This window comes from Shewanella profunda, assembly GCF_023283765.1.
In the GTDB taxonomy this organism is placed as follows: domain Bacteria; phylum Pseudomonadota; class Gammaproteobacteria; order Enterobacterales; family Shewanellaceae; genus Shewanella; species Shewanella profunda.
This window is the reverse complement of record NZ_JAKILG010000058.1, coordinates 1-23,960: the sequence shown is the minus strand read 5'-3', so window position 1 is coordinate 23,960 and position 23,960 is coordinate 1. Positions and strand designations below refer to the sequence as shown.

The window sequence follows — 23,960 nt, the reverse complement described above, 5'->3', positions numbered from 1 at the left end:
TTCTCATTAAGGCCAGAGAGCAAAGATTCTCACAAACAGGTCGGATATACGTACGCAGTATTACTTTCTGTTACTCATACAGTGGTTGATCTGTTCGAGGTGTCCATATATATATTTACGGCGAGTCACTGGGAAAACAGTGACAATTTATGTAGCACAACTGACGATAAAGTTATCTTGTTTGGGGCAATAGCTATTCAGCTAAACGAACAGCGAAAGGGGTAGTTAGGATTGGTATTGTTGTACCAGGACCTTCTAAAACAGGATGTTTTAGTAGAGCCCTCAGGGATACTTCTTATTAAATAAAAGGGTGGCGAGTCACAGGGAAAACAATGGCAATTAATGCTACGCAACTCAGTGATCTTATTTTGAGATATTGTAGAATTTGAAATGGCGGAAATCTAAGATTTAACCGCCATTTAGTTTAGGACTTAAATACTTGCTAGGAAGGCTATTGCGTACCTTCAGTGCTAGAGTAAAGATGACTAATTAGCTAGTGCGGTACTGCTTTAAAATCCCACCTAATTCAACCGATGCATGGTGCAGATCATTAGCTAAAGTCACACTGCGCTGTGCCGTTTGCTTGATGGTTTCAGACTGATGGCGAATTTCATTCAATTGTCCGGCAATGTCCCGCGCGGCGACACTTTGCTCCTCGGCTGCGGCGGCAATATGGCTACTCATATCAAATACTGCATTGACCGATTGTGTCATGCTCTCGACATCCTCTCCCACGGCAATAATAGCACTTCGCCCCTCATCGGCTTGGTCAACAATCTCAGTAGTGATACCCGATAGACGACTCGTGCCCAGTTGCAGCCCTTCGATCATTGCTTGAATTTCAACCGTGGCTTGCTGAGTTCGACCCGCTAAGGTACGCACTTCATCTGCCACCACGGCAAAGCCACGACCTTGTTCACCCGCTCTCGCCGCTTCAATAGCCGCATTCAAGGCTAGTAGGTTGGTTTGCTGGGAAATACTGTTAATGGTTGTCACCACCGCATCAATACTCGCCGCATCCTTAGACAATTGTTCTACCGATGAAAACGCTGCACCAATTTTAGTCGAGAGCAAACTAATTCCCTCAACCGTATGAGCAATACGTCCTTTACTGGTCGACATTTGAGTGGCATTGTCTTTAGTTTGCATTGAAGTGTTATTCGCGTTAAGCGAAACTTCCTCAATGGCCGAGGTCATTTGCGCCATAGCGACAGCCACCGAGTCTAAGAATTGATACTGAAAACCGATCAATTTATCACTGGTAACGGCCTGTTGATTAAACTCGTTAGATGCTAGTGCCAGCGTATCCGCATTTTTTCTAATCGCGGATACCATTTCACTCATATTATCGGCGCTGCGGTCTATTTCACGGGCAATCAAGCTAAAATCATCGGTGCCAAAAAAGTTTAATCTAAAACTTAAATCACCATCAGCTAGGCGTTTAATGGCCATATACATATCCCACAGCCCACCACCGAGGGATGTTGAAATCCAATAACTCAACTGGAATAGTGGCAGTAAACCCAATAACGCCATCCAAACCATAAAATTGGCATCACTACGGGCCTCGGCTTCCCATTGCTGCACATTTTGTGAAAGCTGCAGAGACTGCCTACCTGAAACATCGGCTGTAGCGGTCACATTATCGCCTTTACGTTGGGGTGCTGCCTGCCCAGTTGCCAATGTCAGCCCATTGTCTCGGGCAAATTGCGATAGGGCATCAGCCTCAAGTTTTTGTAACGTTGCCACCTTGGCGAGTGCATCTACAGTAGCTTGAACCCGGGCAAATGATGCTAATTCGGCATTACGCTGGGCATATTGATAATTCACTAACGCCACGGCGGCCGTGATCAAAGCAACCATAGAACAGACAACCCAAAACTTTCCGTTAAGGCTAAACTTGATCAATATGGCATCAATGGTACGAAACTGGATTTGTTTCATCTTGATAATTCCTAAGAACCGAAAGGCGATTTTGCACTAAATCAGCATTATAACCCATATCTTGTTTCAACTTGATAGCGCAGGTTGAATTTAGGTAACAGATATAAGCTAATGCTAAGCTAGTCGACACTGGTCATTTCAGTACGAGCCGGAGCAGACCACTTCTGGTTCAAAGTGACCAATTGTCCGGTTAGCATACTCATACTCCACCCCAACAACCCACCAATAATTAAAGATGGCAGGATAGTGGCAACATCCCCCGCCATCGCAAAGGTGATGCAACAGCCGATAAACGCGCCAGGGATAAAGCTGAGCTTCTGATAACTCGCCTGTAAACACATGGCCGAGGTGGCTATGCCGGTAAAAATATACCCCAATACGGGCGAAACAAAAAAACTACTTCCGGTGATGATGAGCCAAGCCCAAAATACGCCGGAAAGATTTGTACACCACGCCATCATCACACCTTGAAAACCCGCTTTAGGTTGCGCAAAAAAAGTACTGCAACCTAAAAAACCGATCCAAGTAACGAGATGAAAGGCATCTGCGACGCCACACCAAATAGCGGCCAACAGGCCAGCAGATAGTGCGATTTGCCAACGATTTTCCATGGATGACCCCTTTATTTCTATTCACGGAAGTTTATAACCAAGCAACCTCAAGAGTGAGGATTGATATTTTAAGGTTGCTTGGTTATACATGTTGGTTAAATTACCTCTATTTTGGTAACAAAAACCTGATCTATTACTAATTTTCGGCATTAATGCCCGCAAAATCGCTAACAAGCAAATATTTTGTCGTAAAAAAACGAAAAAAGCGCTTGTTAGGCGCTTTTTTGTTCAAAAGACTTTCAACTAATGCATAAAGAATAGGATTAAATCCGCAATTGCTTACTAACGGGTAAGTCACGGATCCTAACGCCTGTCGCAGCAAAAATCGCATTGGTGAGACTTGGAGCAACTGGCGGCACACCCGGTTCACCCACACCCGCGGGCGGCGCATCAGAGGCAATAATGATGATCTCCATATCGGGTGTTTGGGGAAGTCGCAGCAAAGGATAATCGTGAAAATTTGATTGCTGCACTTTCCCCTCTTTGTACGTGATCTCCCCCATCATAGCTAAGCTCAAGCCAAAGATAATCGCGCCCTCGGTCTGGGATTTAACTCTGTCAGGATTCACAACTGTTCCCGCATCAATGGCTGCTATCGCCTTAAGCACAGTCACCTGTTTATCCTCACTCACTTCCACTAATATCGCCACGGCAACATAACTCACAAAGCTGCGGTGCACGGCAAAGCCCCAACCCTGATTTTTACCCGCCTTAGGCGCCTTAGCTTGGGCCTTTTCAACCGCATCAATTACCCCAAAATAGCGGCTAACATCCACGGGATGACGATTAAGATCTTCACCATAGTTACCGTATTTAAACTGTTGATCGCTGAAGGTCTCACGCCGCGCATCGCCTAACAGGCTACGCCACATATCGGGACAGGACACTTGCGCTCGATGGGCCATTTCATCGACAAAACTACCCACACTAAAACCATGCTGAATATTACAGACTGAGCGCATCCAACCAATACGGCTGTGCGCCTGCGCTTTTACGACTTCATACCTTAAATGTGGCAAAGCAAAAGGCACATCCACAAAACCGAGATCTAATTCACCTCCCGATGGATATTCCACCCCTTCGGCGAAGGTCGAGCTAATAGACGGGAATCCTGTTCTGGCTAAAAGTGCGGTTGGTTTATTGTTAGCATCGAACAATGCTTGATAGGATTGCGCGCTAATCGCATGGTAATAGCCATTTTGTATTTCATCCTCACGGCTCCAACTCACTTTAATCGGACGCTTGAATTGCTTTGATAACAGCGAGGCTTCAACGCTAAAATCAGGTTTAGATTTACGCCCAAAACCGCCACCCAATAGCGTGACGTTAACTTTTACCGCGTCCTCTTCAATACCCAGTGCTGCGGCGACATTTTGCTGTGTACTTTGGGGTGTTTGGGTGGATGCCCAAATTTCACATCCCTTCGCAGTCACATAAGCTGTTGCAACGGGCGGCTCCATTGGTGAATGAATTAAATAGGGCACGGTATAAACCGCTTTTAGCGTATCGGCCTCGGGCCAGTTTTTGAGTTCATTGCCTACTTGGCGCACAACTTTGCCACTTTGCTGAACTCGCTCCACCAGTTCCTTCAGGTAAAGACTCGAATCATGTTGGCTATTTGGGGAGGTCGTCCACTCTACTTTTAATGCCTTACGACCTTCAAGGGCGCTCCAGGTATTCGTCGCTATTACGGCAACACCACCGAGTTGATTAAAGGCCGGAGGCCCTTTAGGGGTAGGTAGACGATACACATCCACCACACCGGCAACTTTACGTGCCGCAGTATCGTCTACACTTGCGACATCACTGCCAAGCACTGGTGGACGCATAATGCTGGCGTAGAGCATGCCATCAAGCTTGATATCGTAGCCATAAATTGCACTACCCGTGAGCATGGCATCCATATCAACAATTTGGCGTGATGCGCCAATCTGCTTGAAATCTTTAACATCCTTTAGTTTTAAGGACTCAAGGGCTGGCACAGGCTGCTCCGACGCTGCTAACGCCAGCTCACCAAAACTGGCAGAACGCCCCGATTTTGCATGCAGCACTTTATGAGCCGCGGTATGCACCTCACTTACGGGGACTTTCCAACGTGCAGCGGCGGCTTGTTCAAGCATGGTTCTCGCCATAGCGCCCATCTGGCGCATACGGTCGTAATTTTCGCGAATACTGCGGCTACCATCGGTATTCTGGCTGGCATAGCGTTTATCGGCTAAGCCTTGGATCGGGACGATTTTATCCCAATCGGCTTCTAATTCTTCGGCTAATACTTGCAAGATCCCAGTACGGATCCCTTGTCCCATCTCAGACCGATGACAAGTAAGGTAGACTTTATTGTCCTCACCAATAGCGATAAACAGATTCAGCCGCGCTTCTTTATCCTGCGCCAGCGCCATGGGGCTCCAAGTTAATCCACTCGCCCCCAAGGCTAATCCGCCACCCACTGCGCCAAACAGTTTTAATACATCGCGGCGGCTTACATTTTCTACGGCAGTAAAAGTACTCATCTTAGCCCTCCTGTTTGGCATAGTTTTGCAGTGCCGCTTTAATGCGCGGATAGGTGCCACAGCGACAGAGGTTGCCCGACATCGCAGTGTTAATTTGTTCCTCCGAAGGTTTAGGATGCTGCGCAACTAATGCGGCCGCGGACATTAATTGGCCCGCCTGACAGTAGCCACATTGGGGGACATTGTGCTCTACCCAAGCATTTTTAAGCTTTTGATTATCAAGCCCTTCAATTGTTGTAAGTCGTTTACCTTGAGCTTGCCCTAGGCTGGTTAAGCAAGCACGAACGGGTTGCCCATCTAAATGCACAGTGCAGGCTCCGCATAACCCTGCGCCGCAGCCATATTTTGTCCCTGTTAACCCTAAAATATCCCGTAGTGCCCACAGGATTGGCATTTTTGGATCGGCATCTAAGGTAAATGACTTGCCGTTGATGGTCAGTGTCTGGGAGGAAGCGGCGGTATTTGCTTCCTTAGTCACTGCTTTGGTTGATAATACTTCTGCCATAACTCACTCCTTAAGTGCCAACCACATCGTAAGATCGGCTTTAGTATCTATATCAATCGCTGCATTAGGTAGTGCTATCGACACCAATTCACCCAACTTAGCTTGTTGTTTTAGGATAGATTTCGCCCCACGATCACCACTCAAGTTAGTGAGCAGAGGCAATGTTGAGGCATTAAAAATAGCAGGCACACCCAAATCATCCAAATAGTGGGCGGCAACGTTTTTACCTGTTTCATGCCACTTCAAAATAAGCTGTTGATAATCATCAACACTTAAGGCTACCTGATCGGCCAGTGTCAACAAGATGCCATCAAAGCCTTGCTCCATTGCATAGTTTGCAGCGAGGCGAACCGATGAGGATAACCCAGTTTGCCACTGCGGATTCTCTAATAGGGTTAAGGTTTGTTGGATATCAAATCGCTCCAGTAATGGCCGCAGCGTATGCTGGTAAGCACCGAGTACCACTAGCAAATGGCTTTGATGATTTATACAAGCACTCTGGTTTTTCTGATTAAAAACAATGTGATTAACCTGCTGTAAACGCTCAATATGTGCACATATTATGGGTTGTTCACACAACGAATTGATACTCGTTGATGGAATAGATTGTACTAACTTTATTCCACCAAATCGTTTACTTTCTCCGGCTGCAAGTACCACGATAAGGAGTCGCCTATCCATTAACGCCAGCGGTGTCATTAACCCATAATCTCATCAAGTTGCTTCAGTGTTGCGCCATGCAGCACACCATGACACTGGGCTAAAATGCTAAGGGCTATTGCGCTCGGTAACTCGCCGCCAAGGGCAAGACCTGCGGGGGCAGAAAACACGCCTGAAAACGACTCAGCAGATAAACCAGCCATAGCCAGCACCTTATCCCGCCTGTGAGCTGGGCCGAGTAATGCCACATAGTCCAGTGAATAAGGTTGAATAGCCTTTAACACAGCGGCATCTAAACCTAAGTTATGATTCATCACCACCGCGCAGTCCAATTGGGTGATAACGTTGGCAGCAAGCTCGCCTACAGTTTGTTTGATGATATGAGCATCGGGAAAATCTGCCGCTCTAGCGTAGGCGGTACGACCATCGATGATGGTAACTTGCCAGCCTAAGGAATGGGCAATGGCTGCAATAGGTTTAGCATCAATACCGCCACCGAAGATCCCAAGATGAAATCTGGGCCTCAGTGGAATAACAAGGGACTCATCCGTCTCTTGCTTAACGATCCCTGACTTAACAAAATCACTGATGGGGAACGGCGCAGTATCTGCAGAATAGAAACGAGCCTGATACTGCCGCGCATCGGCACCCGATGCGACCAAGGGCAATTGATAATATCCCGATTGCCCATGACGAAATGCATGAACAAGTTCAATCAAACCTAGATCATGATTCTCTTTTAAAAGCGGGATCAGCATGATATCAACAATACCACCACAACCTAAACGGTAGCTGGCGTCAGACTCATCGCTCGCATCATAAGTCACACAAAACACTTGCTGAGTTTGCATCGCATTTTGGGCATGTCGGCGTAAATCTGCCTCTAAACAACCACCACTTAAAATGCCCGCCCCTTGTCCAAACTCATGGAACAGCATCATGGCACCGGGTTTACGGTAGGCAGAACCTTGAACTCGGGTGATCACAGCAAGCACCCATGCGTCATCCGCAAGCGGTAACCAATGTTCAAGCAAATCTTCGATTTGGTGATCCATCCGTAAGGACTCCAAGAGGTTAGGATTATCAAGCACAAAAACATACATCAATTAAGCATAAACCAACCGACAGTTAATGCTTGGATAATACCAATCACATTAGCGATGTTCACATGAACTATATCTGCATAACCAATACGATTGGGGAAAACCCGATAGATTAAAAATCGATGCAACCAAGTTAACAAAGGCGCCCTCGCTTTGAAAGGGATAATAGATTGCAAAAGATGTCAAAAATCGAAAATAGCTTTAAAAAAATAAGGAGGTTTGCGAGTGATTGCCACTCGCAAATTCTAGATATGACAACGAAAACCACTAAAGTAGTAATTGATCCGCAACAAAAGGATTATGTTCACGTTCCTCGCCAAAGGTCGACAAAGGACCATGGCCTGGAATAAATTCTACATCAGCGCCTAGAGGCCAAAGTTTTTCGGTGATCGAGTGGATTAAATCGTGATGATTTGATTGGGGAAAATCGGTTCTACCAATTGAGCTTCTAAATAACACATCCCCAACCCAAGCCAACTTAGATTGCGCCGAGAAAAACGCGATATGCCCTGGTGTATGCCCAGGACAATGAAGCACGGATAAGCTTTGTTCACCCACAGTAACAATATCGCCTTCCTGCAAATATTGACTCGGTTCAAAAGACTCGCAGTGGGGAAAACCAAAGTTTTGGCTCTGTTTAGGTAAATTATCGATCCAAAACTTATCGGCAATATGTGGACCAATAATGGGAATGTTGGCTGATTTAGCAAGGGACTTTGCACCACCAACATGGTCAATATGCCCATGGGTAAGCAGGATTTTCTCAAGGGTCAAACCTAGTTTTGCCGCCTCAGCTTGAATGCGATCTACGTTCCCTCCCGGATCCACGACCGCAGCGAGTTTAGTTTTTTCACACCAGATCAAGCTGCAATTTTGCTGGAAAGGCGTCACAGGAATAATTTGATACTTCATAGCTTCAATCTCGTGTTATCCATAAGCGATAGATTACGCTAAGGTCCTTATCTTGGCTCAATTTTTTACAATAAAAATTGATCTTAACCAAAAGCCAACAAAATAATCCTAACTTGCGAGAGAACGACTTTTGTATACAATCGGCAATGAAACCAAGAGCCCATTACCCATAGGTAGATTGATGAAACCCGATATCGTTCTTGCTGGCGTGCTCGCCAAAAAACACACTTTTACTTTGCCGCTTAATTATCAGCACCCGATTGCTGAACAAATCAAAGTTTTTGCTAGGGAATTGTGTAGCACTGAAAACAAAGATAAAAAGCTACCCTATTTAGTGTTTTTCCAAGGCGGCCCTGGATTTGCCGCTATGCGCCCAGCCAGTAATAACGGTTGGATCCGCCAAGCCCTGAAAGAGTACCGAGTGTTACTACTCGACCAACGGGGCACAGGATTATCGACGCCGATTAACTACCAAAGCCTAAAACACTTAGATCCCGCCGCACAGGCAAATTATCTAAGCCATTTTAGGGCTGACAATATTATCCGTGATGCCGAAGCCATTCGTGCTCAACTTTGTCCGGCAGATAAATGGGCTATTCTTGGTCAAAGTTTCGGTGGTTTCTGCGTCCTACATTATTTAAGTGTCGCCCCTCAAGGCGTTAGCGAAGCCTATATTACTGGTGGAATTCCTTCATTAACCCGCAGCAGCGACGAAGTCTACTTAGCGACCTACCAACGAGTACTGACAAAGAATAAACAATTCTTCTACCGTTTCCACGATGCCCAACATTTAGTCACTCGCTTAGCTAAGCACTTAATTGAAAATGAAGTGTATTTAGCAACAGGGGAACGCTTAACCGTTGAAATGCTACAACTACTTGGCATCAATCTCGGAATGGAACAAGGCCCAGAGTCGGTCTACTATCTGCTTGAGCAAGCACTGATCAACACGCCTTCAGGGATTGAAGTCAATCCCTTGTTTTTAAATCATTTCGGCCAGATGCTCGACTACAATACTAATCCAATTTTCGCCCTATTACACGAAGCTATCTACTGCCAACACTCCGCTTCGCAATGGGCTGCGCACAGGGTGAGGCAGCAATTCCCCGCCTTTAATTATCAAGTAGGTAAACCTTTCCTGTTCACTGGTGAGATGATTTATCCTTGGATGTTCGACCAATTTAGCCATTTAACCCCACTCAAAACCGCGGCAGAAATACTGGCCCACAAATCCGACTGGCCGACACTTTATAACCTCGAACAACTGGCACAAAACCGCGTCCCCGTTGCCGCCGCTATTTACAGCGAGGATATGTTTGTAGAAATGCAATACAGCTTAGAAACAGCACAACAAATTGGACAACTAAAGTACTGGTTAACCTCGGAATACGAACATAACGGGATCCGCATGGACGGTGAACATATTCTGGATAAATTGATCAGTCTAAATCGAGGAGAGACCTTAAGATAAAGGTTAATTTTAAGGGTTAATTAAGTCACAACTGGCATTGTATGCAGGCTCCTTATCTAGATGGGAGTGGTTTTGGCTACAATGTTTTACGACCAATTTCCGTGAGAGTAAGCCCCATTGGTTTACTCTTTTTTTTTTGTCTTTAAGGTAGCCATTATTCTTTCTAAAACACTGACAGTAAGTTATAGCAATCTATGCCATTAGGTTTTCACAGTACTGGCTCTGCGAGTAGGACTTTTAACCGTTGATTTTATAGCTGCATTATTTTTTACAGTGCTCGTTTTACCCCTCCCTTGATCTACTCCTGACGTTTTACGGTAAGAAGATTTGCGATAGCCAGACTTTTTACCGGAAGACTTTTTATAACCTTGGCCTTTTAATCCATTGAGCGCCGTTGGCAACTGAGCTCCAGCGTGTTGGATAAGCATTGATAAAGTGCTTAGCAGTGGCTGCATAAACCCTTGATAGGACGTTTCTTTATGGCAAATACCATTTAGACTCGCTTCCCAGAGCGCCGTCATATCCGGCGTAGTGGCGCTCAAAGGCAAGCTGTTAATTAATCCCTTACCCACGTCAGTCGATACAATCGCTTTACCTAAACGTTGTAAAAAACCGCGTTTAAATAAGAGTTCAATAATACCTGCACGGGTGGCTTCAGTACCTAAGCCATCGGTTTCTTTCAGGATTTTACGGATCTCAGGATCGGTCACATAACGACTAATACCCGTCATGGCACTGAGCAGGGTCGCATCGGTAAAGGCTTTAGGCGGCTGGGTATTTTTTTCAACTAACTCACCACGCAGACAATGCAAAGTCTGCCCAAGTTTTAGCGGCGGTAAATGGCCGATAAATTCATCCTGCTCATCATCCTTATCTGCACTTTCTTGAGTCGACTTATTATCGCCCGGCTGTTGGCGGACAAAGAGTTGCTTCCAGCCGAGGGACCTATCCTGACGCGCCTTAGTGTTAAATAAACCACCTTCGATAGTCACTTGTACCGTGGTTTCACTATAACAATAGGCGGGATAAAACTGTGCTAAATATTGACGCGCAATATGAAGATACAGCTGTTTTTCCCGCAAGCTTAAGCTCGATAGGTTAGCCGTTTTCTCGGTAGGGACAATTGCGTGGTGGGCATCCACTTTTTTATCGTCCCACGCCTTAGATTTAAGGTGGGGATCGGGCGCATCAACACCTTGCAATAGCTCAGCAGCACCGCCGCCAATAGCCTTAAGCACAGATGGCGCAAGACTATGTTGCTCTATCGGTAAATAGCGACTATCGGAGCGCGGATAGGTAATCAGCTTATGACGCTCGTACAAACTCTGACAGGTATCGAGCACATCCTTAGCACTCATACCAAACCGTTTGGCCGCATCAATCTGCAACGCTGATAAACTGTAAGGTAAAGGCGGATGCTGTTTCTTATCCTTAGCCACTAATTGAGTAACTAAGGCGGTTTTATCGCTGATGCGACTCACCACATTTTGCGCTAATCCTCTGGCTAGCACTCGTCCTTCTTCATCCATATAAGGCTGACAAGCTTCACTCGGTTGCCATTTTGCGCTAAAGGTTTCCTGCTTGTCCGTTGCCAGATGTGCGAGTACTTCATAGAAAGGCTTAGACTGAAAATTCGCAATATCTTCATCACGGCGAACGACAAGCCCAAGCAGTGGCGTTTGCACACGACCAACGGATAACACTCCCTGATAGCCCACTTTTTTACCTTGGATAGTATAGGCACGCGTCATATTCATGCCGTAGAGCCAGTCAGCACGGCTTCGGGCTAAGGCAGAAGTCGATAGGGGGATAAACTCACGATTACTGCGAAGTTGTGTCAGTGCTCGCTTGACGGCTTGCGGGTTTAAGTCGCTAATGAGCAAACGCTGGGTTTGATGCAACTTGTCCCCCGTTACCCCAAGATAGGCAATCACTTCATCCACTAATAACTGCCCTTCCCTATCAGGATCGCCCGCATTAACCAGCGTATTCGCTTGTTTGACTAATCGCTTAAGCACTGTGAGTTGACTGCGGGTTGCTGCCTTAGGTGTCAGTTGCCACTTGTCCGGCACTATAGGTAAGTGCTCAAATTTCCAAGATTTAAACTCTGGATTATAGGCATCAGGCTCAGCTTGTTCGAGCAAGTGACCGACACACCAAGACACACAATCGCCATTGGCGGCTTCGATAAATCCCTCGCCTTTTTTATGGGGTTTAGGCAATACATCAGCAATCGCCCGCCCTAGGCTAGGTTTTTCTGCGATATAGAGGATCATACAAACACCAAGCACTGGATATAATTACAGTACAATTTAGCTCAAAGTCCCCCTGAGTGCAAATCACAGTAAGCCTTGCAGGAAAGGCAATCGTTCGATTGTAAATTTAATTGAGAATAATTCTCAACAAGGTGTAAAGTAAGAGGCGTTGATAAGGAGGCGTTATGAAACCATTGACAAAACCATTCCGCAAAAAAGTCCAAAACACTTATGCAGAAAAACCATCATTAGTTTTAAGGTTCAATCAGTTACTTATATTTCATAGCCTATTGTTACTTGCTGTTAGCCTACTCACACGTGCATGGCTTGGGCAACTTAAGTTAGTTGATATACCTCTGGCTTGGGGATTTATTCTCATTATCCCTATCGCAGTGAGTTTATCGCTATTACTGCGCCATCAAGTGACTCGCCATAGCTTAAGCAGTCTATTTAGCGTTTGGATGTTGCTTTGGATCTGGGGATAAATTGCAGGTTTTATCTTTACTCAATACGCTAAAAAGAGCAGAAGATTGTCATCCATAGGCAATTGATTTCGAGTTCGAATGTACAGCACAAGATCTCACACGAGTTTTACCCATGCCAAATCACTATTCCTTCCTCAAATGGTGATTAAAAATCCATAAAAAAAGCCAGTGACATCATCACTGGCCCATTCTCTGCCTAACAATTCCCGTTAAGGATGACAGACGTTATGCAACTCTAAGTTAGTACCAATATCTTTATTACGATCGGCTTTAGCATCATCGTTACGTAATTGTGTTAAGTGATCTAAATAAGCTTGATCAACGTCGTTGGTGATGTAGTGACCATCGAATACTGAGGTCTCGAAGCATTTAATCTCAGGATTTTCCATTCTAACCGCTTCAACTAAATCGGTCAGATTTTGGAAGATAATACCATCGGCGCCAATCAGTTTAGCGATTTCATCGGCATCACGTCCATGGGCAATCAATTCGTTCGATGTTGGCATATCAATACCATAAACGTTCGGGAAACGAATTTCCGGCGCAGCAGAAGCAAAATACACTTTCTTAGCACCCGCTTCACGGGCCATTTCGATGATCTGCTCAGAGGTCGTACCGCGAACGATAGAATCATCCACTAACAGTACATTTTTACCTTTAAATTCAGTGTTGATTGCATTGAGTTTACGGCGCACTGATTTCTTACGTTCCTGTTGACCAGGCATAATGAAGGTACGGCCAATATAGCGGTTTTTCACAAAACCTTGGCGATACGGCAAATCCATACAACGGGCGATTTCGAGGGCGATGTCACATGAGGTTTCAGGAATAGGAATAACCACGTCGATATCGTGATCGTACCATTCCTTCTTGATCTTCTCCCCAAGCTTAGCGCCCATATTGACACGGCTTGCGTAAACAGACACTTTATCTATGGTTGAATCTGGTCGGGCAAAATAGACAAATTCGAAGATACATGGCGCATAACTCGGCTCAGTTGCACATTGACGGGTATACAGCTGGCCGTCAATCGAAACATAAATTGCTTCACCAGGCGCCACATCACGCATCACTTCAAAGCCAACGGCATCGAGTGCCACGCTTTCAGAAGCCACCATATATTCAGTGCCAGTAGCGGTTTCGTGCTTACCTAACACCAATGGGCGAATACCGAATGGATCACGAAATGCGACCAGACCTTGACCAATAATCATGGCAACGACCGCGTAGGCACCACGAGCTTGTTGGTGTACCTTAGCGACCGCATCAAAAACTTCTTCCGAGGTAAGGGTCAAGCTAGTGGTTTTTTGTAGTTCGTCAGCCAAGAGATTTAATAACACTTCAGAGTCTGAGGTGGTATTTACATGACGACGTTTTTTAATTAGCCCTTCGGCTAATTCGACTGTGTTGGTTAAGTTACCGTTATGGGCTAATGAAATCCCAAATGGCGAGTTAACATAGAAAGGCTGCGCTTCGGACGCGCTTGAACTGCCCGCGGTTGGATAACGTACATGGCCAATCCCTGCATTGCCTTGTAAGCGCTGCATATGTTTGACTTCAAATACATCTTTTACCAGACCATTGGCTTTACGTAGTCTGAAAGCACCACGATCAACGGTCACAATACCTGCCGCATCCTGACCTCTGTGCTGAAGCACAGTCAGTGCATCATAAATGGTCTGATTAACCGATGATTGGCCAACTATTCCGACGATACCACACATGGGTAAGCTTCCTCATTGTAAGATGTTCTATGTCCTTTCATGTTGAAATATAAGCAAAAAGATAAATGACGTTGAATAGACATTTTGACTTAGGTTTATATTCATCAATTAGGATAAATTTATTGTCTTTTTTATATTTTGGGTACAAAGCTGGAGGTGTTTTCCAAATAGTTAAAAAACCATTGAATAACAACGCCAAATTCGGGCACTAACACAGAATCCTTCCACCATTGGGAGTTAGGAGCGCCTGTAAAAGCATCCATAAAGAACAACAGCGCACTCACGATAAGCGCACCTCTAATGGCACCGAAACACAGACCTAAGAGTCTGTCAGTGCCAGATAATCCTGTTTTAACAACTAGTTGCCCAAGAATGTAATTGACTAAGGCGCCGAGTATCAAGGTGGTAATAAAGAGGATGGCAATGGATACACCATTACGCAGCATTTCATCGTTCATTTGGGTTAAATGAACGGCAAGATCTTGATAAAACTGGCTGGCAACAAAGAAAGCCGCGAACCATACCACTAAGGACATGGCTTCTTTGGCAAATCCACGGATCAGACTGATAAGAGTCGATAATCCGATGACGAATATGATAGCGTAATCAATCCAAACCATTGAGATGGCTTTCCGACATAGGCTTTAAGACGGCGCGATTCTACCAGAGACTGAAATGATTCTCACCCCTAGAGAGGTAAATAAATTATTTTCAGTCTCAGGGTTTTTATCGCCATTAAGATTCCAGAGGATTAAAAGGCACGATCCGCCCTTTTAAGCCAGTAAGGCTTTCAATATCTTCCAACATTTTTTTCAATTTGGTCTCGGATACATCTGGGCCTACAAAGACTTTGGTTAATACACCATCCTTTGGAGTGTCTGGAATAGTGTACGCTTTAAAGCCATTTTTACGCAGCTGCGCAACCAATGCCTTAACGTTAGCAGCATTGCTAAAAGCGCCCAACTGTAAGGTTAGTCCAGGTTTAATAGACTCACGGCTCACAACTTTAATACCATCATCTTTAGTGGTTTTTGCCGTTTCAACCTTAGGTTTTTCTGTTTTTGCGACAGTGGTAGATTTAACCTCAGGCTTTTTCACTGGCTCAGATTTAGCCACCGTCGATTTGGCAGGCTCTTTCTTGGGCTCTGATTTCGTTGGCTCTGGCTTACTTTCTGGTTTAGATGTGTCTTGCTTCGCCACCTCCTTTACGGCAGCGGATGTTGTCGATTCAGTTTTAACCGCCTGCGCTAACCGAGCCTCATCACTACTTGAGTGTGCACCAACAAGATCAGCCCCTTCCCCTTCAAGCTCAACGACCTCCTTGGTCGATAGCACCTCAAACATATCATCGGCATTTTTTCTCTGCTCAACGAGAGGTGGACGCAAAGGGATTTCTGCAAACTGCTCTTCTTGGCGCTCTTTTTTGCCGTCCAAAATATCCGGTAAAAATATCACCCCGAGGGCGACCAGCACCACAGTGCCGACTAAACGATTATGAAACTGGCTAGACAAAACTGACATCCTGCTTAAATAGAGATTTAAATCCTGCCACAGTGTAAAAGGAGCCAAACACAATTACCACATCATCTGGGGTAATTTGCGTTTTTAATGCCGACCAAGCCGCATCGATTTCCTCAAATTCAAATGCGTTAGCATCTGTGGCTAAGGTTTTACGTAATTGACTTGCACTCGCCCCGCGCTCACCATGCAAACTGACTAAGAACCAAATATCAACTAAAGGGTCAACCACAGGTAATACACCCGCGATATCTTTATCCTTCAACATACCGCATAGGGCAAAAACTCGCTTACCCGAAACAATAGGCTCAAGCTGCTGCACCAAAAAACGCGCTGCATGGGGATTATGGGCCACATCGAGTAGCACTAATGGTCGCTCGTTGATTTGCTCTAATCTACCAGTTAAACGCGCAGTGCTAATGCCTTTAGCAATAATCTCAGCTGAAATATTAGGCCAGCCATGTTCAATCACGGCCAGTACAGTCGCGGCATTTGGTAGAGGTAAAGTCGGTAAGGCTAAATCACCAAGCTTAAGCACCTGGCCTTGAAAATCCCATAGATTATCATGGGCTTGATAACTGAATTCCTTGCCGACTCGGTACAAGGTTGCACCAACATCACTGGCGACCTCATTGACGGTATGCGGCAAGTTAGGCTCGCCAACAATCGCTGGCCTACCACGGCGGAAAATACCCGCCTTTTCACGGCCCACTAGCTCACGGGTATTACCAAGATAGCTTTCATGGTCTAAATCGACAGATGTGACCACGCTAATATCGGCATCAATGATGTTAGTGGCATCTAAACGCCCACCTAAACCGACCTCTAAGATAACCACATCAAGCTTTGCCGCTTTAAAGAGTATCAAGCCTGCAAGCGTAGCGTATTCAAAAAAGGTCAGGGAAATATCGGCGCGCGCAGCTTCAATTTGCTCAAAGGCTGTAACAAAAGCACTGTCACTGGCATCACTGCCATTAATGCGTACACGCTCGTTGTATTTCAGCATGTGCGGCGAACTGTATACGCCAACGGTCAAACCCGATAAACGCAGAATATTCTCTAGCATAGCGCAGGTGGTACCTTTACCATTTGTCCCTGCCACTGTGACGACTTTAGTATGACCTAAGTCTAAGAGTCCAAGGGTTTTAGCGACCTTAGAGACACGGGTTAATCCCATATCGATTTCGGTTGGGTGTATGGATAACAAATAATCCAACCACTGTGCTAATGCTGCATTTGACGCTGGCGCTGTAAGCATGCCCGTACATCCTCGTATTCGACGTTCTCAAATAAGCTTTTTTCAATCCAACATGAATAATGGCCCTAGGGCGAGTTTAGGCAACTGATATTGCTCTGGATAAGTTACATCAACTAAATAGAGTCCATGGGGTTTAGCCGTTGCTGCGGCTTGGTTTCTGTCTTTTAACGCGAGCAAATCGCCCATCCAAGTGAGGGGCTGATTGCCTAAGCCTATTTCTAATAATGAACCGACGATATTACGCACCATGTGATGCAAGAAAGCATTGGCGGCGATATCGACAATCACATACATGCCTTGGCGCGTAACATTGACGCAATGCACATTACGAAACGGTGTTTTAGACTGACACTGCACCGCGCGAAAACTGGTAAAATCCTGCTCACCTAAAAGTGCCTGCGCCGCTTGGTGCATTCTGTCGGCATCAATATCCCCGTGATAATGGCTTACACCATGGCGTAAAATCCCAGGGCGAAAACTGTGATTGTAAATCACATAACGATAGCGTCTGGCGGTGGCAGAAAAGCGCGCATGAAAACTGTCATCGACTGCTTTTACCCATCGCACTGCAATGTTATCCGGTAAATTGGCATTCACGCCTAATGTCCATGCACCTTCATTACGAATCGCGTTGGTATCAAAGTGCACCACTTGACCAGTAGCATGCACGCCCGCATCGGTACGGCCTGCGCAAAATAACCCTATGGGTTCATTAGCCACTATCGATAACGCCCGCTCTAATTGCCCTTGTACTGAATCGACTTCGGCTTGACGCTGCCAACCAAAGTAACCACTGCCGTCATATTCAATACCTAATGCAATTCGCATCCACACATCCTCACAATTAATTTAGCGGCGCATTTTATCACAGCATCCCTTAAAAAAAACGGCGCCGAAGCGCCGTTAGATTGAAACTCTCTCAATTGGGATTAGCCAATCTCTTTAAGCAAACGAGCCGCTTCGTCCTGTTGACGTTCATTACCATCAATTTGGACTTCTTTGAGCAGTGCTTTAGCACTGTCACTGTCGTCAATTTCGATATAAGCACGGGCTAAATCCAGTTTAGCGCTTACCGAGTTTTCTTCGTCATCGACATCGATCATAGCGGCATCGCCAATCAAAGCACCAACATCACTCATCTCAATATCGACTTCGGGATACAGATCCGTATCAGAGCGGTCTTGCTCGGCATCATTGAGTAATTTATCTATATCGATAAAACCATTTTCATTCTGGAAGTTGGTCAAATCGTGCTCTGGCACAAATTTCTTCGATTGACGGGACTCCTGCGCATCCAATGCGGCTAGGGCTTCATCGACCGTCAGAGTATGCTCATCATCGAGGGCAAAGCTATCTTCGGTCGTTAATATATCATCGTCATCAAAATCCGTATTCGCGGTAAACGCCGCAAGAACACTGTCATCACTCAAATCAAGATCTGTGCTTAAATCGAGATCATCACCGAGATCAAAGTCTTTGCTTAGTGGTAAGTCATTATCAAGATCATCGGCAAGTTCAAAGTCGACCTTAGGCTCAAGCTTTTTCGTCTCAGGTGGCAAATCGAGCGAACTCGGCTTAGAAATCACTGGAGCATCTAAGCTGGCATCGGTCGGCTCATCAATGGTTGGCGCAATATCAACGTTAGGCTCTGCCGGTTTTGAGGCAAAATCAAGCTCAGTATCCCAATCCAGCACGTGGGGATCTTTGCCCTTATTTGCTTTTAAATCATTGAAGAAAGAGGACTCTTTTTCCTTAGCACTCGCTGCAGCAGCAACTGTAGCGGCCAATGCCGCTGTAGTCAGAGCATCGGAATTAACATCATCACTATTGAAACCGGTGAATTTTGCGTCTTCGGCAGTCGTATCGATATCATCACTGAGGTCTTCTACTAAGGTAAAAGTATCATCTGTACCGTCAAGCGCGTGGGTAGCACCGATCCCTTTGAGTAAATTATCTTCATCATTAGCACTGTCTTGGGTATCAAGCGGCGTCGTTTCTATATCGAAGTTGAAATCATCGCTGTCGGCTTCGCCCTGTTCTGGTACATCAAACTCAGCTAAAAGCGCATCAAGATCATCTTCTGAGCCTGCGAAATCTTCGGGTAATGATGCTTCGAGTTCTGTGGCAATCTCATCACGAGTGACCGTATCGTCCGCATCGGATGTATCAATCTGTGATGTATCAACATCTGATGAGGTAGCATCATGGGGAACAATATCGTCCTTATCTTGCATATCAAATTCTGCAAGGAGCTGTTCGAGATCCTCATCGGTGTCTGACAAACTAGTGTCTAATTCAGCTTCAAGCTCAGCCGCAATTTCTTGGGCAACGGCATCATCCAGAGACGGAGCAGTACTGGCAGGCTCATCGAACCCCGCTAGTAAGGTATCGATATCATCGGTATTATCTACTGCAATATCATTAAGTTCTGCATCTAATTCTGCGGCAATTTCATCACCTAAATCCGGCTCCGGGGCGGCAGGCTTATCAAAATCTGCCAGCAGCACGTCGATATCATCAATATCTTCTACACCCAAGGACTCAAGATCACTGTCAAGTTCTGCGGCAATTTCCTCACCAAGATCAGCAGCCTGTTCTGAAGGTGTAAGTTTATCGAAATCGGCAAGTAACGCATCGATATCATCATTGTTATCGACACCAAGATCATCTAACTCAGCTTCCAGTGCTGCGGCAATCTCAGCACCTAAATCAGTGTCTGTATCATTGACCTCAGAGGTTTCAATATCGGTAAAATCATCAGTATCAGTCAAATCTTCAGCAACGTTATTTGCTAAAGTATCAGCATCATCAGGGGTTGCATTGCTCGAGTCTTCAGTTCCGAAACCAGCCAAGAGTGCATCGAGATCTTCTTCCTCAAGAATATTACCAGATTGAGGTTTTTCTTCAGCAAGGGCTTCCTCTTGATCGCCCATTGCTTCAGCCCAAAGATCATCAAGTGATTGACCTTCGTCCTCTTCAAACTGTGGTTCTGCTTGCACACTACCTGAATCGATAAATATCTCAGAGGCGATGTTCGTCTGCTCATCGCTATCAGCCATACCTTGTTCAGGCTGCAGGCTCACACTGCCAACATCTAATAGACTCTCAATAGAATCAGTATGATCCGTATCTAAATGAATGGCCATGTCATTCAGGTCATCCTCGTCCATCGATAGGATAGTGGCGCCCGTTGCCATTCCTGCACCACCAGCAACCATAGCCGCTTGTTGGGCTTCTAACTCACGACGCTCTTTATTGCGTTTACGACGAAGCATCAAGAATACAAGCAATAAAATAAGTAGAGCCGGTATCACTGCCGCAGCGATCAACATGGCAGGATTATTGACAATATTGCGCCATAACTCACCGGGTTCTGTTGGCGTTTCAGGTTCAGGAACTGAAACGACATCAGGGGATTGTGCGGCTTCAACTTCCGCTTTTAGCACCTGATTCTGCTGTTTACTGACAAGAAGCGTCTCTTCAAGCAGCGCAATTTGTTGATTTAATTCTTCAACCTTTACCTTTAATGCTTCAACATCCGAGTTACGTACCGAGAGTTGATCTTGGGTGCGAGCTAATTCATCGGTCAGAGACAGGATTTTCCTCTCCGCAGCCTCTAGACGTGCATTGACATCCGAACTCAACATTTTAGGTTCAGATTTAACCACTGTCGCTGTTTGTGACACAGCTTCAGCTTGTTTGGGGTCGACTGGTTCAGGCTTTGGTTCAGCCTTAGGCTCAACCACCGCAACAGGGGCTGCCACGGTGACAGGGGCTACTTCAGGCGGTGCCTGAGTTATGACTTTTGTAACGGTTTTAGGCTCAGTGGTTTTAGGCGTGGTGGTTTTAACCGGAGATTTCACGCCTGTACGCGCTAACTTATCATCGCGTTCTGCACGGGCAATTGCCACTCTATTGGGAATAGCAAGCATCACTTCTTTCGAAGGAATAAGCAAAATCATGCCACGCTCAAGACTGTTGTAATTATCAGAATTAAAGGCATGGGGGTTGGCATCAAATAAAGCAGCCATGACTTGATAGACACTCACACTCGCATCGGGGCGAACTTTTTGTGCGATACTCCAAAAAGTGTCTTTTGAGGTAGTTGGGCCATATTGTTGATTAACTTGACGGATCTGTCCGTCTGGCCCCATGACTTTTAAGGGTTTTACTTTAGGCGTATCTGCAGCAACAGCGGGATCAATAAAATAAGTCGTAGAAGAAACAGCTAAAACAATGGCCATCAGGCCCACAAGATGCGAAGTGCGAAATTTCATCAATCCTTCCCTTTGAAGCGCTATTAGAGTTATCTCGCTGATAACAGGCTTTAGGCAATTGTATTTATTGAGATTACTATAAACCAGAAATCCCTGCCCTGCTACTGTTCACAATTGTAAAACAAAAAAAGCCCGCTGGCAGCAGGCTTTTTCAATGGGCATATGATGCGCTTTAATACTTAGTAATAATCTCTCACTAAGATCTCAGCTATTTGCACACTGTTTAAGGCTGCGCCCTTACGAATATTGTCTGACACGACCCACAAATTAATCCCGTGGGAGTGGGAAATATCCTTACGTACACGACCAACATAGACAGGATCTGTGCCAGCAGCATGGGTTACTGCGGTTGGATACTCATCATCGGACTCAAACAATACCACTCCTTCGGCTTCACGCAGTAAAGCTTTAACGTCTTCTGCATCTACAGGCTGACGGGTCTCGATATTAATGGCTTCAGAGTGACCATAAAACACCGGTACACGAACAGCAGTCGCATTCACAAGGATGTCGTCGTCACCGAAAATTTTCTGGGTTTCCCAAACCATTTTCATTTCTTCTTTGGTATAGCCGTTATCCATAAATTTATCGATTTGTGGCAACACGTTAAACGCTATTTGTTTTGGATAGACTACGGCTTCAGCGGGCAAGCCTTGCAGCAATTTAGTGCATTGGTGCGCTAATTCCTCAATGGCTTTTTTACCTGTACCCGATACTGACTGGTACGTTGCTACGTTGATCCGGCTAATACCGTAAGCATCATAAATAGGTTTTAGCGCCACCAACATTTGGATAGTTGAGCAATTTGGGTTGGCGATGATATTGCGGTTACGAAAATCCGCAATAGCATGGGGGTTAACTTCGGGTACAACTAGAGGAATATCAATGTCATATCTAAAGTGGGAGGTGTTATCAATCACCACACAACCCGCTTCAGCGGCAATCGGTGCCCATTTGGCAGAAACATCACCACCTGCGGAGAAGAAACCGATTTGGGCTTGACTCCAATCAAAGGTCTCTACGTCGAGAATGGTAATTTGTTTGCCATGAAAGCTGACCGTTTCACCGGCGCTGCGGCTACTGGCTAAAGGGTACAAATTGGCAACCGGGAAATTACGCTCTTCAAGGATCTCAATCATAGTTTGACCCACTGCGCCCGACGCACCTAAAACGACAACATTAAATTCCTGTGACATAGCTACTGACCGACTCCTGAAAACCCTAAATTGGATAACCAATCTACCTCAAGTTGACCGTCATACGCCAGCGCCAATGCACTAAATTCGCGTCGATGTCGGTGATTTTTTCTCATAGTGTCAAAGCCATTCTCATTTAAGAATGTATTTCGGAACATCCGGTCATCATCACGTAAATCATAAACAAAACGAGCTAGTTGTAAGAGAGCCTTTTCATCCGCAGCGGTTTCTAGCTCAACGGCTTTAATATTAAAGGGGGGTAACAGATCTGCTAGATTTTTATTTACTGTTTTATTAATCAGTTGGCAAAGTTTTTGGTAAAGCATAAACGTGCCCCGCGCCTTACCCTCCAAGCTGTAACCTGCAATATGCGGTGTAGCAAATTCAGCAAGTGATACAAGTTCAGCCATAGGATGAGGTTCCCCTTCCCACACATCAAGTACAAGCTTAAGATCGTCACGCTCATGTTTAATGCTAATTAATGCCTGATTATCAATCACATCACCACGGCAACAATTGATAAGCCAAGTGTGAGGTTTGAGTGCATTTAAGCGTGCCTCATCGAATAAATGTTTGGTTTTATGCTCCCCCGTGCGCGTGATTGGCACATGCAAACTGATGATATCGGCCTGCGCCATGATGGTGTCTAAGCTCACAAAACTGCGCGGATCGCCCTGTTTCTCTTTGATGGGATCATTAAGCAATACTTTAATGCCGTAGGCTTCTAAGCATTTTGCGGTGGCAGAACCGGTATTTCCTGCGCCAACAATCCCAACGACTTTGCCCTTAAGCGGCGAATTAAAACGCTGCGCCAACTCCAACATAGCGATAAAAGCAAATTCTCCGACTGCAGTTGCATTGCAACCAGGTGCATTGGAAAAGGGAATATGACGCTCTGCCAGATAAGCTAAATCCACATGATCTGTGCCAATAGTGGCACTGCCAACAAATTTCAGTTGATGATTTTCCGAGAGCAACTCAGCATTCACTTTAGTGACCGAGCGCACTAACAGCACATCGGCATCGCGCATTTGCTCTGCGGTTAACGTGCGGCCATTAACAGGAATAATTTCCCCGAGATCGCCAAATAGCGGTTCAACATAGGGCATATTTTCATCGACTAAAATCTTCATGGGCACCTGATCTGATAAAAGTGGCAATGGAAGGCATCAAGATGCTCGGTATTCTATACCCAAACAACCTGAAGATGCAGGATTCAGCGGGAATTTAACACACTTTAGGCAAGGCAATTAATTGATCCTGCATTAATTGCATTCACGCCATCCATGGCGATTACGGTTATTTGCAGGCCTAACGGGCTAAGTTAAAAATAGCCAACACGGCATAAAGTGCGTTAAAACCCTGCCTACGCAACATGCTATCGAAAAACACCCACAAAAAAGGGAAGCTTAAGCTTCCCTTCAGACTGCTGACAAAGTCCTGGACGCCGATCCAGGACTTTGATCTAATAGGGTTAGTTGAATTGATGGCTAACCACTATGCTAAAACCTCCTTCTCCTCAACAATATCA

General features: G+C 45.5%; 18 protein-coding genes. 2 read left to right on the top strand and 16 right to left on the bottom strand.

Going from position 1 to position 23,960, the window contains the following annotated elements; all coding sequences use genetic code 11:
- Positions 1-489: 489 nt before the first annotated feature.
- The 7 genes from L2744_RS19310 to L2744_RS19280 all read right to left on the bottom strand — a co-directional run bounded on the left by L2744_RS19310 (position 490) and on the right by L2744_RS19280 (position 8,245).
- Positions 490-1,944 (bottom strand): methyl-accepting chemotaxis protein, encoded by a 1,455-nt coding sequence (locus tag L2744_RS19310; protein ID WP_248993429.1) that lies wholly within the window; start codon positions 1,942-1,944, stop codon positions 490-492.
- 119 nt (positions 1,945-2,063) lie between these two features.
- Entirely contained in the window at positions 2,064-2,555 is a 492-nt protein-coding gene (locus L2744_RS19305; protein WP_248993428.1) for a DUF1097 domain-containing protein, read from the bottom strand.
- Between the two features lie 263 nt (positions 2,556-2,818).
- The gene (locus L2744_RS19300) at positions 2,819-5,065 is read right to left on the bottom strand and encodes a xanthine dehydrogenase family protein molybdopterin-binding subunit (protein ID WP_248993427.1); all 2,247 of its coding nucleotides are present in this window, start codon (positions 5,063-5,065) and stop codon (positions 2,819-2,821) included.
- 1 nt (position 5,066) lies between these two features.
- Positions 5,067-5,570 carry a (2Fe-2S)-binding protein gene (locus L2744_RS19295; protein WP_248993426.1) on the bottom strand — a complete coding sequence of 168 codons (504 nt, stop codon included), beginning with the start codon at positions 5,568-5,570 and terminating at the stop codon, positions 5,067-5,069.
- Positions 5,571-5,573: 3 nt separating this feature from the next.
- On the bottom strand, positions 5,574-6,269 hold the full coding sequence (locus L2744_RS19290) for a nucleotidyltransferase family protein (protein WP_248993425.1): 696 nt from the start codon (positions 6,267-6,269) through the stop codon (positions 5,574-5,576).
- On the bottom strand, positions 6,269-7,285 hold the full coding sequence (locus L2744_RS19285) for an XdhC family protein (protein ID WP_248993424.1): 1,017 nt from the start codon (positions 7,283-7,285) through the stop codon (positions 6,269-6,271). The genes L2744_RS19290 and L2744_RS19285 overlap by 1 nt, the downstream gene beginning before the upstream one ends.
- 315 nt (positions 7,286-7,600) lie before the next feature.
- Positions 7,601-8,245 carry an MBL fold metallo-hydrolase gene (locus L2744_RS19280; RefSeq protein ID WP_248993423.1) on the bottom strand — a complete coding sequence of 215 codons (645 nt, stop codon included), beginning with the start codon at positions 8,243-8,245 and terminating at the stop codon, positions 7,601-7,603.
- 181 nt (positions 8,246-8,426) lie between these two features.
- On the opposite strand from L2744_RS19280, the gene L2744_RS19275 reads away from it, so the two are divergent.
- The gene (locus L2744_RS19275) at positions 8,427-9,716 is read left to right on the top strand and encodes an alpha/beta fold hydrolase (RefSeq protein ID WP_248993422.1); all 1,290 of its coding nucleotides are present in this window, start codon (positions 8,427-8,429) and stop codon (positions 9,714-9,716) included.
- A 200-nt stretch (positions 9,717-9,916) separates the two neighbouring features.
- Here L2744_RS19275 and L2744_RS19270 read toward each other — a convergent pair whose 3' ends face one another.
- Positions 9,917-11,992 carry a DNA topoisomerase III gene (locus L2744_RS19270; RefSeq protein WP_248993421.1) on the bottom strand — a complete coding sequence of 692 codons (2,076 nt, stop codon included), beginning with the start codon at positions 11,990-11,992 and terminating at the stop codon, positions 9,917-9,919.
- Between the two features lie 164 nt (positions 11,993-12,156).
- On the opposite strand from L2744_RS19270, the gene L2744_RS19265 reads away from it, so the two are divergent.
- Positions 12,157-12,456 (top strand): hypothetical protein, encoded by a 300-nt coding sequence (locus L2744_RS19265; RefSeq protein ID WP_248993420.1) that lies wholly within the window; start codon positions 12,157-12,159, stop codon positions 12,454-12,456.
- 209 nt (positions 12,457-12,665) lie between these two features.
- On the opposite strand, the gene purF is transcribed toward L2744_RS19265, so the two are convergent.
- The 8 genes from purF to L2744_RS19225 form a co-directional block, all read right to left on the bottom strand.
- The gene (gene purF, locus L2744_RS19260; RefSeq protein WP_248993419.1) at positions 12,666-14,180 is read right to left on the bottom strand and encodes an amidophosphoribosyltransferase; all 1,515 of its coding nucleotides are present in this window, start codon (positions 14,178-14,180) and stop codon (positions 12,666-12,668) included.
- 131 nt (positions 14,181-14,311) lie between these two features.
- The gene (locus L2744_RS19255; protein WP_248993418.1) at positions 14,312-14,800 is read right to left on the bottom strand and encodes a CvpA family protein; all 489 of its coding nucleotides are present in this window, start codon (positions 14,798-14,800) and stop codon (positions 14,312-14,314) included.
- Between the two features lie 115 nt (positions 14,801-14,915).
- Complete coding sequence (dedD, locus tag L2744_RS19250; RefSeq protein WP_248993417.1) at positions 14,916-15,692, bottom strand: cell division protein DedD; 777 nt, start codon at positions 15,690-15,692, stop codon at positions 14,916-14,918.
- On the bottom strand, positions 15,685-16,956 hold the full coding sequence (gene folC / locus L2744_RS19245) for a bifunctional tetrahydrofolate synthase/dihydrofolate synthase (RefSeq protein ID WP_248993416.1): 1,272 nt from the start codon (positions 16,954-16,956) through the stop codon (positions 15,685-15,687). The genes dedD and folC overlap by 8 nt, the downstream gene beginning before the upstream one ends.
- A 42-nt stretch (positions 16,957-16,998) precedes the next feature.
- Positions 16,999-17,784 carry a tRNA pseudouridine(38-40) synthase TruA gene (truA, locus tag L2744_RS19240; protein ID WP_248993415.1) on the bottom strand — a complete coding sequence of 262 codons (786 nt, stop codon included), beginning with the start codon at positions 17,782-17,784 and terminating at the stop codon, positions 16,999-17,001.
- A gap of 101 nt (positions 17,785-17,885) precedes the next feature.
- Positions 17,886-21,233, bottom strand: a complete 3,348-nt coding sequence (locus L2744_RS19235; RefSeq protein WP_248993414.1) for a FimV/HubP family polar landmark protein — start codon at positions 21,231-21,233, stop codon at positions 17,886-17,888.
- A gap of 179 nt (positions 21,234-21,412) precedes the next feature.
- Positions 21,413-22,429: an aspartate-semialdehyde dehydrogenase gene (locus L2744_RS19230; protein ID WP_248993413.1), complete on the bottom strand. Its 1,017-nt coding sequence runs from the start codon at positions 22,427-22,429 to the stop codon at positions 21,413-21,415.
- Positions 22,430-22,431: 2 nt separating this feature from the next.
- Positions 22,432-23,562 carry a 4-phosphoerythronate dehydrogenase gene (locus L2744_RS19225; RefSeq protein WP_248993412.1) on the bottom strand — a complete coding sequence of 377 codons (1,131 nt, stop codon included), beginning with the start codon at positions 23,560-23,562 and terminating at the stop codon, positions 22,432-22,434.
- Positions 23,563-23,960 lie beyond the last annotated feature (398 nt).